Here is a 10,716-nt window from a genome sequence, read left to right on the forward strand (position 1 = left end):
GATCAGTCGCTGGCCAGGCGGTAGAGGGTGAGGATGCTGGCCAGGCTGGTGAGGGGGCTGCCCACCGCGTCGATGGCGTCGGCGAGCTTGGCGTAACTGCTGCGGAACACCACCACCGTGTCGCCGTCCTGCATGGGGGGGTTGAGCTGGCGGGAAGCGGGCGCGCCGAGGTTGAGGGGCACGGCCTGGCGGGTGAGGGTGCCGTTGCGGTTGATGCGCAGCAGCTCCACGCGGCCGTTGTTGGCGCGCCAGGTGCGGGTGCCGCCGGCGGCGAGCACCGCCTGCACCAGGGGGGTGTTGGGGCGCAGGGTGACGGGGCCCGGGCGCTCCACTTCGCCCACCACATTCACGCTGATCTGGGTGGGCGCGATGGTGGTGACGGCCAGCTCACTGAGCTCCACCACCGGCTCCTCGGCCCTGGGCAGCTGGATGATGTCGCCGTCGAAGAGGATCGGGTTCTGCACCAGATCGCCCTCCTGGATCAGGGCGAGCAGATCCACGCGGGTGCGGCGGTAGCGCACCTCCTCGCCGGGCAGGCGGCGGCGCAGCAGCACCTGGCGCAGGTCGGCTTCACTGGTGACCCCGCCCGCCTTCTGGATCGCGTCCACCAGGGTGGGTAGGCCGGTGATCGGCACGGCGGCCAGGGATTGGGAGGTTTCCGTGGTGGTGAGGGTGTAGGCGCCGGGCCGCTGCACCTGGCCCACCAGCGCCACCCGCAGGGGCCGGGGCCGCACCAGGGTGAGGTCGAGCTCGGGCCGCAGCAGCTCGCGGCCATAGAGCGACTGCAGCCAGAGCGAGGCCTGGGACAGGGTGAGGCCGGTGAGGCGCACGCTGCCCAGCAGCGGCACGGTGGCGGTGCCGTCGCTGATCACCTCCAGCGGGCCGGAGAGATCCTGGGCGGTGCTGAGGCTGAGAAAGCGCAGGGCCAGGCCGTCTCCCGGGCCGATGATGTAGGCGTCGTCCTGGGGCACCGGGGCGCGGGCCGGGGGCGACTCCACCAGCTGTCCCTGCTGGGTTGGGGCGAGCGGCTCAGCGCGAACAGCTGGAACCATCCCGGGAAGCGTGAGCGAGGAGCCCACCAAGGCGGCAAGACCAGTGCGAAGGACCCGGACCGACAAACGCTGCAGCATCAAAGCGGAACGGAGCTCCCCAGATCGGCCAAAGATTATCGGCCCAACCCGGGAGGGCCTCCCACCGGGGCCGCGGGGGCGAAGCGCACCGTGGGGGCGAGGTTCGAATTGGTGGTGGTGGTAACACCGCTGTTGCGGCCGGCGTTGCCGCGGGAAGGGTTGGGGCCCTTGCCGGGGTTGCCACCAAAGAACGGAGGGGTCCCGGTGGGGGGGTTGCCACCAGCGGACGGCGACCGAGCCTGGGCCAGGGCCCCTTCAGGGGCGGCAACAGTCACCAGAAAGCCCGACAGCCCGGTGATCAGCGGCAGGGCCAGAAGGGTGGGGAGTTTCATGGCGCTCAGGCTGGCGGGCATCCACCGGGCATCGAAATTTTGCTCATCAAAGATTAGCGGGTGTGAGCGCGGCCTGCACCGGCGGCGCAGCTCAGAACAATCCGCGGCGGAAGTTGTCACCCCAGCTCACGGTGAGCACACCCACGGTGCCGAAGGGGCTCTGGTCGAACACATCGGCGGCGAGCACGTTGATGGAGATCGGCAGCTCGCGGAAGGGGGTGTAGGAGAGGTTGATGTTGGTGCCGCGGCCGCTGATGCCGGCGGAGAGGCCCACATTCGGCGCCAGCTCCACGCCGATGGCACCGAAGGCGCTGGTGCTGCCGCCGCGGAAGTTGGCATCGAGGGCGGCGAAATCACGGCCGCCCACCCCCGCGCTCAGCTGCAGCACCTGGTTGAACTCGAAGTTGGGCTCGCGCAGGGGCAGGGCCACCGTGAGCACCCCGTAGCCAGTGGGATCGGGCTGGGGCTTCTCGTTGCCGTAGGTGTAGAAGTCGAACACACCGCCACCCACCAGCACCTGCAGGCGCGGCTCGTTGAGCAGCATGCGCGAAGCGAACAGGTTGAAGGCCCCGTTGGCGTTGAAGTTGTTGATGCTGCCCACACCCCAGTTGAGCTCCACGGCGATCAACTCCTGATCGTTGCCGAAGCCGATGCCGGCGCCCACCGAGCCATCGGGCTGGCTGTCGCGCTGTTTGCCGGGGGTGCCGGCACTGCCGGTGATGTAGAAGTCGCCCCAGTTGGCCACATAGGCGGCGGGCAGGCCGCCGCTGAGGTTGGGGGGTGAATAGGGCTCGGGCAGGCCCAGGAGCAGGGCCTGCACGTCCTCGGGGCTGAGGGGCTGGCTGGTGTCGGGCAGCTCGCCGCGGGCGATGGAGTCGCCGGAAGCGGCGGCATCGGGCTGTTCCGCCCACAGCGCCGGGGGATCGGGTTCGGCTTCCCACACCAGGGCCGACGCCACGGACGGCGCCGGAGCATCGGCGTCAGCGGCCAGCGACTGGGGAGTGGGTTCCGGCTCCGCCTCCCACAGCAGCTGGGCAGCGGCGGCGCCGGGCCAGCAGCTGAGCAGAACGAGGAACGCTGAGCCAAGTGATCGGAACCCCAGTGATCGACGCTTAAAAACGGTCTTCGGCACGGTCGAAACCCGCGGGCGCTGGGCCCTGCATGTCGTGCCGAGGATGCCAGAAGCCAACGCAGAACAGAACCCAACGCAAAAAGGCTGGGTAAAGTTCGCCCATCGCACGCCAGGGATGCCAGTTTCAAGTCGCTCGGGCGATCCTCCAGCGGGGTCGATCAGCACGGCTCAGCCTCTGGTGATCAGCCCCGCAGGCGTTGTCGCCGGTGTGCCCCTTACCGCCTACCCCAGTGGACCGGAGAGTGAGCAGGGGGGGTTCAACGCCGCACTCCTCCTGCGCATCCTGCGTCGCCGCAAGCGCTGGTTTGCGATCACATTCCTGCTGCTCGCGGGCCTGCAGGTGGGGCGCACACTGCATCAGCGCATCACCTCCCCGGTGTTTTCCGGCGCGTTCACCCTGCTGATCACCGACCCGGTGAATGATCCAACCAGGGGCCAGTCCGCCGAGGAGGGCGGAGCGATTGCTTCCTTGGCTCGCAACACGGCCACGGCTGATCTGCCCACCCTGATTCAGGTGCTGCAGAGTCGGGCGGTGCTGGAGCCTGTGTTCGATCAGCTCAGGGCCGAGGGAGCAGAGAACAGCGATCTTCCCAGGATCGGTGTGGGATTGGTGACACCCGATGCCGTGTCGCGCGAATTAGGCAGCCCCTGGGGGGTGCTGGAAGTGCGCGGCCGCGGCACCGATCGGCAGCTGCTGGAGCTGGGCCTGCAACGCACCGAGCAGGCCTACCTGGCCTGGGCCACCAGCCAACGGCAGGAAAGGCTCAGTGATGGTCTGCGCTTTCTGGAAGAGCAGGAGCCGCGACTTCAGGCGAACAGCAACGCTCTGCAGAACGACCTGCAGCGCTTCCGGGAAACCAACACCCTGATTGCACCCACCGAAGAGGCACTGGCCCTACGTGCTCAGCTTGAGGAGCTCAACCAGCGGCTGCTGGCGCAGCAGGGAGAGCGCCAGCGACTGCTGGATCTGCAGGGCGACGTGGCAGCTGGTCGCCTTTCAGCACGGGACTTCCGCATCGGCGGCGGCGGCGGGCAGGCTGCCTTGGGTGTGGAGGGTGCCGGGGCTGGCGCCGGCGGCGGCGGCGAGCTGGCGGCCAACCTGCCCAACCAGGCGCTGTTGGATGAACTGGGACGGCTGGAGCAGGAGATCGCCGTGGCGGAGGCCAACTTCCAGCCCGGGGCCAAGGTGCTGAGATCCCTCACGGCCGCGCGCGACAAGCTGCTCCCCGAGCTGCGGGCCAAACAGATGGATGCTGTGGAAGCGGCCCTGCGCCAGAACACCAATGCCATCCGCACCACCGGAGCCCAGGTCTCGCGGCTGGAGCGGCAGTTTCAGCAACAGCCGGAACTGGTGCGGGAATTCGAAGCCCTGCAACAGCGGCTCCAGATCGCCGACGGAAATCTTGAGAGCTATCTGCGCACCCGCGAACAGTTCCAACTGGAGATCGCCCAGCGCAGCACTCCCTGGAAGGTGATCTCCAGCACCCAGGTGTCAGACATCCCGGTGGAGCCTTCCCTGCGGCGTGGCTTGCTGCAGGGGTTGCTGCTGGGGCTCTTGGGCGGCACGGGAGTGGCCCTCGTGCGCGACCGGATGGACCATGTCTTCCACACCCCGCGAGAGGTGCGTGAAGACCTGCAGGCCCCCCTGCTGGGGCATATTCCATTCGTGGAATTCTTCGAGAATGTGCGGCGTGAAAACCGCTTTCTGCTCGATGATCTCGACCGGCAGACCGAGGGTGAGGGGGGCTACCAGCGCTTTTACTATCAGGAAGCTCTACGCAACCTCTACACCAGCCTGCGCTTTCTGAGCACGGAAAAACCCCTGCGTTCGGTGGGTGTCACCAGTTCGGTGCCCTCCGAGGGCAAGAGCCTGCTGAACGTGCTGCTGGCCAAGACCCTGAGCGAGCTTGGCCAGAGGGTGCTGCTGGTCGACGCTGATCTGAGAAAACCCCAGATCCATCACCGGCTCGGCCTCGATAATCTCCGCGGCCTGAGCAACCTGCTCACGGATGAGAATCTCGACTGGCGGGTCCTCGTGCAGACGCTGCCCAACTCCCCCTCCTGGCATGTGCTCACCGCCGGCCAGCTGCCACCGGATCCGCCCCGGCTCCTGGGATCAGAGCGCATGGGCCAGCTGGTTGAGACCCTGGCAGCCAGCGGGGACTTTGATCTGATTCTGTACGACACGCGACCAGCGCTCGGCCTCGCCGACGCGGCCCTTACGGCTCAGCACCTCGATGGCATCCTGCTGCTGGTGAGCCTCAACAGGGTTGACAGAGCACTGCCGCTGCAAGTGGTGGAGCGGATCCGTGAGGCCGGAGCACCGCTGCTTGGTGTGGTGACCAACTCCTGCCGGCGCAGCAGCGAGCGGGACAGCAGTCTCGGTTATGGCTATGGAAGCTACCGCTACGGCAGCTACCGGAGCTACGCCTCCAGCGGAGCATCGGCAGAGGACGACTCTGCCTCGCCGCTGCAGCGACTCAGGCGCTGGTTCAGCCGCTGAGCTTCTGCGCACCTTCGCGCGGGTTGCTGGGCTCTGGCTGGCCGTTTTCGGTGCGTACCAGCGGTTTGTGCTCCGGGAGGTGCCGCTCGATCAGTTGCAGATACCGGGCGGTGACAATCTCTGGGGTGGCGGTGCGCTCCAGCAGGTCGCGCGCGGCACGGCCGCAGGCGGCGGCCTGATCGGGGTTGGCCTTGAGCTCACGGATCCAGGCCGTGAGTGCTTCTGCATCGCCATTGGCGAACCAGCGGCCACAGCCCTCCTGCTCCACCAGTTGGCGCAGGTAGGAGTTGGCGGGGGTGATCGCGGCGATCGGCGTTCCGACAGCGAGATGGCCGTACAGCTTGGAGGGGGCCACCAGGCCCTCGGCTTCGATGCTCAGGGTGACGAGGGCCAGATCCGCTGCGGCAAGGGAGAAGGGCAGATCCTGGAGCTCCTGGTAGGGGAGGAAGCGGCAGTTATCCAGGCCCCAGTCGTGCACCAGCTGCAGCAGGCGCTGATGCTGCGGTCCCTTGCCGATGAAGAGGAACACCACCTCGGGGTCGTGGCGCAGCAGCAGGGCAGCGGCCAGCACGGTGACCAGGTCATGACAGCGGCCCTGGTTGCCCGAGTAGAGCACGGTGAAGCAGCCCTCGAGCTGCTGGATCCGCACGAACCAGTTGTCGGGCTTGGGGCGGGGACGGATCTGCTCGGGGTCGGCCCAGCTGGGGATCACGTTGAGCTTGCCGGAGGCCGCTGGAGCCTGGGCGCTCACCCGCTCGGCCATGGCCCCGGAGAGCACGATCAACTCCTGGGCATCGGCGAACACCCAGCGGTTGAAGTGCCGCCAGAGTCGCACCAGCCAGTGGTGGGCGGGGAGCACCCCCAGCTCCACCAGCACATCGGGGTACAGGTCGTAGAGCAGCACGATGAAGGGGGTGCGGGTCAGCTTGTGCAGCAGCCAACCGAGCAGCGGCAGATAGGGCGGTTCGGTGGTGTAGAGGATCAGGTCGCCCCGGCGTGAATAGCGCAGCAGCCGCAGCGTGATGCGGCAGCAGAAGAGGATGCCGTTGATCGCTCGGCCGCTGATGCGCTGGGGCCAGAAGCGCGAGGCCTGGGTGCGACGGATGCAGCGGTTGGGCTGAAACTCGATCCGTCTGGCATCACGCCTGGTGAAGGCGTAGGCGGGCATGCCGGTGAGCACCTGCACCTGCAGTCCGCGGGCTGCGAGGCGTGCGGTGAGATCGTCGAGCAGCTGGCCGGTGGCGGCGAAATCGGGGGGGAAGAACTGGCTCACGATCGTGAGCCGTGAGTAGCGGCTGCGGGTGGCACGCCAGTGCCAGCGGCGGCAGAGCTTGTGCCAGATCCTCTTCAGCCGGGAAGGCTCTGGATTGTTGTCAGGCGGAAATGGCATTCGATACGAATCAGCCATCACCAACAACAGTCTTGTGCAGAACCGGGCAGCAGGGTATCGGTCCAAGGAGCGGTTTGGGCTGGCATGCGTGCCTGGGGAGCACGGTGAAGTTGACAATCCGGAAGCCCGGCCCTCGATCAGCGGCTTGATCCATCCTGCAGATGATCGGTGGGATCACTGTCCACGAGCGTTTGATCGGCTACCGCGAAGGGGCAGCGGCGCCCCACCACCACCGCCGGGTTGCCGCGCACGATGGCGCCGGCCGGCACCACGCCGCTCACCACCGCCCCCAGGGCCACCACGGCGCCGGCGCCGATCACGCAGCCCGGACCCACCACGCTGCGGGCGGCGATCCAGACCTCGGGGCCGACGGTGATCGGGCCGAGGCGCAGGTCGAAGCCGGGGGAGCGGAAGTCGTGGTTGCCGGTGCAGAGGTAGGACCCCTGCGACAGGCACACCCGATCGCCCAGCACCACCGGGGCGAGGTTGTCGATCCAGGCGTCCTCGGCCAGCCAGCAGGCCTCACCCACCGCCAGCCGCCAGGGGAACTTCACCCGCAGGCCGGGCTTGAGGCGGCAGCCGCGGCCGATGCGCGCCCCGAAGGCCCGCAGCAGCGCCACCCGCCAGGCCGAGCCCGGCAGCCAGCGGGCGGCCAGCAGCGGCGCGCCAGCGCAGAACCACAGGGTCCGCACCAGCCAGGGAGCGCCGGGGTGCCAGTGGGGAGGGGTGCGGTAGGCGTGCAGCTGCTGGATCACTCAGCCCTGTCTGGCAATCAGCTCAACGTCCTTCAGCCCCTGGAAATCATTGTCCATGGTGTACAGCCGGGCCTGATGAGTTCGGGCCGTGGACACTCACAGGCGATCCGCCTCCCGCTCGAAGGTGTTCTCCCCAGAGAGAAAGCCTCGCAGCGTCGACGGCGCCTGACTGGGCACCAGCTCGATCCTGCCGGGCAGCGCAATCACCTGCAGCTGCTGGCCTGGCCTCAGGCCGAATTGCTCACGCACCCGCTTGGGAATAACGACCTGATACTTGGGGGATACGGTTGTGAGATCCATCACGCGACCGTAAGCCGAAACTCGGATTGATCGACGCGGCTGGGCGCTGATGCGGGCGCCGGTTTCGCCGCCTGTGGGCGTCGTGCGATATCCATGTGGACTAACATAGTCAGATGACCAAGAGAGCTTCATCATGCGCAGCCTCACGGTGGCCCAGGCGAAGGCCCACCTCTCCCAGCTGCTGCAGGCTGTGGAGGCGGGGGAGGAGGTGGAGATCACCCGCCGGGGCATCCCCGTGGCTCGGCTCTCCCCGATTGCACGGGAGCGCAGGACTGGCTTCGACCTGGCCGGCTTCCTGGCCGCCACCGAGGCGCAGCCGCTTCACAGTGGCAGCGATGCCGCCAGCTTCAGCCGGGAACTCCGGGCTGGCGCCCGGTTCTGATGCGCGTCTACCTCGACACGTCGTTGCTGGTGGCCGCCCTGATCCGGGAGCCCGGCACCGACACCGCCAAGCGGTTTCTGCAGGCAGCTGAGGGGCAGGACTGGCTGCTGTCGGCATGGACCGAGGTGGAACTGGCCTCCGCCCTGTCGATCAAGTGCCGCAGCGGGGTGGTGTCGGCAACGGAATCAGCCGAGGCCCTGCAGCGCTACAGCGTGCTGCGTGACGCACGCTGCACGCTGGTGACCCTGGAAGCCCAGGATTTCCAGACAGCTCGAGACTTCTGCGCCAATCCCACCCCGGCGATCCGCGCCGGCGATGCCCTGCATCTGGCCGTGTGCCAGCGCCAGCGCAGCGCTCTGGCGAGCTTCGATCGGGAACTCTGCAACGCCGCCGAGCACTATCGAATCGCCCTGGAACGGCTGGAGATTCCGGGTCAGAAGCCTTCTTGATCCCGCAGCTGATCGATCTGCTCATTGGTCACCAGCTTCAGGTCGACCGCCGCGGAGGGCCGGAATCCGGCAACTCCAGCAGGCTTTGTCTCCCCGGCCTGCGCCTGTTCCTTGGCCGCCGCCATCACGGACTGTGGTGCTATCACGCAATCACAGGACAGATGGCGGCGATCACGGGACGCCTGGCCAGACCTCAGCCACCTCTGGGCCGGGTCCTTGTGCAGCAGGGTGGCGCCCGCCGCTCGGCCACCAGACGGTCTGCGGAGCCACCGCAGCGGCCCTGACCGCCACGGCGCCGCGCTGTTCACCACAGCGTTCGACACGGAAACGCCGTGAAGGCCGGATCCATGGTCACCAGGGTGAAGCCTTCCAGTTCGGCCTGGGCGGCGAGCAGGCGATCAAAGGGGTCGCGATGGGGAATGAAATAACTGCCGGCACGTAGACCGTGGTGCCAGCTCACGGGGAGCTGTTCGAATCCCTGGTCCTGAAGGAGAGCCCACCCTTCCTTGACCAGCACCTCGGCGGTAGGCAGCCGTCCGAGGCGGTGCTTCGTGGCGATCTCCCAGGCAGAAGCTCCGCTCAGGAACACAGGACGATCCTGCTCCATCAAGGCAGCGTGCACAGGCTTCGAGAGCCGTTCTGGTTCGGCGAGCCACCAGAGCAGCACGTGGGTGTCGAGCAGCAGCACCACGGGCTGGCCAGTCACAGGAAACCGGAGTTCTCGATGGCTTCCAGCTCCTCGGCGGGCAACGGGGCGAGCAGCTCCTCGGGCGGTGGCAGGCGCAGCCGCCCCTTCAGCAGGCCAGGCTGGCGGCGGGGCGAGGGTTGCTCGAGCGGCACGAGCCGGGCCCAGGGACGCCCGCCCTTGGCGACGAGAATCGTTTCACCGGCATGGGCCGCATCGATCAGGCGGGAGAAGTGGGTTTTGGCTTCGTGGACATTGACAGTCCGCATGGCAGTTCTGCCAGGGCATCCAGCTTAGTCCGAACATGGACCAACTCCTGGGGCCAACCCAATCAGGCCGCCCAGATCTCCGCCAGATCGAGCCGCAGCCCCGGGAAGGCCGGGCCGCCATCCAGGTGCCGGGCCTGATCCAGCCGCTGGGGCTCGCCTTCGGCGGACCAGATCTCAGCGGCCTGCTCGTCGGGCAGGAGCAGCCAGCCGAGCTGGGCGCCGTTGCGGCGGTAGAGCTCCATCTTGCGGCGCAGGGCCGTCACTCCCCGGGGGCCCTCATCGCCGGGGCTGGCGAGCTCCACCACCAGATCGGGGCACAGGGGAGCAAAGCTGCGCTGTTCTGCCCGGGTGAGATCATTCCAGCGGTCCAGACGGATCAGCGACGCGTCAGGGCTCAACACCGAGCCATCGGGCAGGCGAAAACCGGTGGAACTGTCGAACTGCTTGAGCGGCAGGCCGCTGAGGCGCACTGCCAGGGCGAGGGCCACGGTGAGCGCGCTGTTGCGAGCACCGGTTTCGCTGCGGGTGGGCGTCATGGCGATCAGCTGACCGTCGGCGCTGAGCTCGAGCACGGCATCTGGATTGGCCTGGCACACCTGCTCGAACTGCTCGGGGGTGAGGCGCAGCTGCCAGGGCAGGCGAAGCGGCTCCAGGGGCTGGGCATTCGGCGCGGGGGCTACAACCATGGGGCCTGCCGATTCACGCGGTGCATACAGGCTAAGCGGGTTCAACCCAGCTCCACGAACCCCGGCCGCTCGTCACCGTCGAGGATCCAGCGGTAGAGCTCGAGGGTCTGTTGCGCCACCCGGGCCAGGTGTAGTGGGCGGCCACCAGGTCGCGGCCGGCGGCGCCCATGGCGGCGCGCTCGGCGGGGGTGAGGGCGAAGAGCTGCCGGAGCGCACTCGCCAGAACGGCCGGATCCGGCAGCGACGCCGACAGCTATCCAAAGTGAACTCCTGAAATAGAGGGATTCCTTTGACTCATGCTTGTGACGCATGCTTTCCCGCCTGGCATAGTCACCAAAGCGACTGCCATGGTAAAAGCAAATAATGGTATAAACTTCTGGTGCTATCATTCACTACAACAGCGCCTAGACTAGGCCGGTATGCAAAAAATCTCTGTCGTCTCACCGGTTTACCAGGCCGCGCCAATTGTCCCTCAATTGGTTTCAGAAGTATCATCCGCACTCGAGGATCTGACGGATTCATTTGAGATCATTCTTGTTGACGATCGAAGCAGGGACGAATCTTGGGATGCAATTAGGGACTCCTGAAAAAGCCAGATCCACTGCAGCGCAGCTTGTTTCAGCGATAGAGACCCGATAAAGTGGCCTCGATCAGGGCAATCGCGGATTGCTACAACTGCTGAGCGCTGCAGATGTACCGGAAA

General features: G+C 67.1%; 14 protein-coding genes. 4 read left to right on the forward strand and 10 right to left on the reverse strand.

What is annotated here, in order from left to right:
• Positions 1-2: 2 nt before the first annotated feature.
• The 3 genes from KBY96_RS13615 to KBY96_RS13625 form a co-directional block, all read right to left on the reverse strand.
• A complete protein-coding gene (locus KBY96_RS13615; RefSeq protein ID WP_254980025.1) occupies positions 3-1,052 on the reverse strand; it encodes an SLBB domain-containing protein in 1,050 nt (349 codons plus the stop codon).
• 113 nt (positions 1,053-1,165) lie between these two features.
• The gene (locus KBY96_RS13620) at positions 1,166-1,483 is read right to left on the reverse strand and encodes a hypothetical protein (protein WP_254980026.1); all 318 of its coding nucleotides are present in this window, start codon (positions 1,481-1,483) and stop codon (positions 1,166-1,168) included.
• 70 nt (positions 1,484-1,553) lie between these two features.
• Positions 1,554-2,594 carry a hypothetical protein gene (locus tag KBY96_RS13625; protein WP_254980028.1) on the reverse strand — a complete coding sequence of 347 codons (1,041 nt, stop codon included), beginning with the start codon at positions 2,592-2,594 and terminating at the stop codon, positions 1,554-1,556.
• Positions 2,595-2,772: 178 nt separating this feature from the next.
• On the opposite strand from KBY96_RS13625, the gene KBY96_RS13630 reads away from it, so the two are divergent.
• Entirely contained in the window at positions 2,773-5,097 is a 2,325-nt protein-coding gene (locus KBY96_RS13630) for a polysaccharide biosynthesis tyrosine autokinase (RefSeq protein WP_254980030.1), read from the forward strand.
• Here the strand turns inward: KBY96_RS13630 and KBY96_RS13635 are convergent.
• The 3 genes from KBY96_RS13635 to KBY96_RS13645 form a co-directional block, all read right to left on the reverse strand.
• Positions 5,087-6,487 (reverse strand): glycosyltransferase family 4 protein, encoded by a 1,401-nt coding sequence (locus KBY96_RS13635; protein ID WP_254980031.1) that lies wholly within the window; start codon positions 6,485-6,487, stop codon positions 5,087-5,089. The two genes, KBY96_RS13630 and KBY96_RS13635, sit on opposite strands and share 11 nt — an antisense overlap.
• A 137-nt stretch (positions 6,488-6,624) precedes the next feature.
• A complete protein-coding gene (locus tag KBY96_RS13640; protein ID WP_254980032.1) occupies positions 6,625-7,242 on the reverse strand; it encodes a WcaF family extracellular polysaccharide biosynthesis acetyltransferase in 618 nt (205 codons plus the stop codon).
• A gap of 96 nt (positions 7,243-7,338) precedes the next feature.
• Positions 7,339-7,542 carry an AbrB/MazE/SpoVT family DNA-binding domain-containing protein gene (locus KBY96_RS13645; RefSeq protein ID WP_254980033.1) on the reverse strand — a complete coding sequence of 68 codons (204 nt, stop codon included), beginning with the start codon at positions 7,540-7,542 and terminating at the stop codon, positions 7,339-7,341.
• A 133-nt stretch (positions 7,543-7,675) separates the two neighbouring features.
• Between KBY96_RS13645 and KBY96_RS13650 the strand changes: the two genes are divergently transcribed.
• Complete coding sequence (locus KBY96_RS13650; protein ID WP_254980035.1) at positions 7,676-7,924, forward strand: type II toxin-antitoxin system Phd/YefM family antitoxin; 249 nt, start codon at positions 7,676-7,678, stop codon at positions 7,922-7,924.
• Entirely contained in the window at positions 7,924-8,373 is a 450-nt protein-coding gene (locus KBY96_RS13655; protein WP_254980036.1) for a type II toxin-antitoxin system VapC family toxin, read from the forward strand. The genes KBY96_RS13650 and KBY96_RS13655 overlap by 1 nt, the downstream gene beginning before the upstream one ends.
• Here the strand turns inward: KBY96_RS13655 and KBY96_RS13660 are convergent.
• The 4 genes from KBY96_RS13660 to KBY96_RS13675 all read right to left on the reverse strand — a co-directional run bounded on the left by KBY96_RS13660 (position 8,358) and on the right by KBY96_RS13675 (position 10,013).
• Entirely contained in the window at positions 8,358-8,498 is a 141-nt protein-coding gene (locus tag KBY96_RS13660; protein ID WP_254980037.1) for a hypothetical protein, read from the reverse strand. The two genes, KBY96_RS13655 and KBY96_RS13660, sit on opposite strands and share 16 nt — an antisense overlap.
• A gap of 179 nt (positions 8,499-8,677) precedes the next feature.
• Positions 8,678-9,064 carry a type II toxin-antitoxin system VapC family toxin gene (locus KBY96_RS13665; protein WP_254980038.1) on the reverse strand — a complete coding sequence of 129 codons (387 nt, stop codon included), beginning with the start codon at positions 9,062-9,064 and terminating at the stop codon, positions 8,678-8,680.
• A gap of 11 nt (positions 9,065-9,075) precedes the next feature.
• The gene (locus tag KBY96_RS13670) at positions 9,076-9,327 is read right to left on the reverse strand and encodes a type II toxin-antitoxin system Phd/YefM family antitoxin (RefSeq protein ID WP_254980039.1); all 252 of its coding nucleotides are present in this window, start codon (positions 9,325-9,327) and stop codon (positions 9,076-9,078) included.
• 62 nt (positions 9,328-9,389) lie between these two features.
• Complete coding sequence (locus tag KBY96_RS13675) at positions 9,390-10,013, reverse strand: Uma2 family endonuclease (protein ID WP_254980041.1); 624 nt, start codon at positions 10,011-10,013, stop codon at positions 9,390-9,392.
• Positions 10,014-10,432: 419 nt separating this feature from the next.
• Between KBY96_RS13675 and KBY96_RS16570 the strand changes: the two genes are divergently transcribed.
• Positions 10,433-10,600 (forward strand): glycosyltransferase, encoded by a 168-nt coding sequence (locus KBY96_RS16570; RefSeq protein WP_396122329.1) that lies wholly within the window; start codon positions 10,433-10,435, stop codon positions 10,598-10,600.
• Positions 10,601-10,716: the final 116 nt, after the last annotated feature.

This window comes from Cyanobium sp. ATX 6A2 (assembly GCF_024346355.1).
In the GTDB taxonomy this organism is placed as follows: Bacteria; Cyanobacteriota; Cyanobacteriia; order PCC-6307; family Cyanobiaceae; genus NIES-981.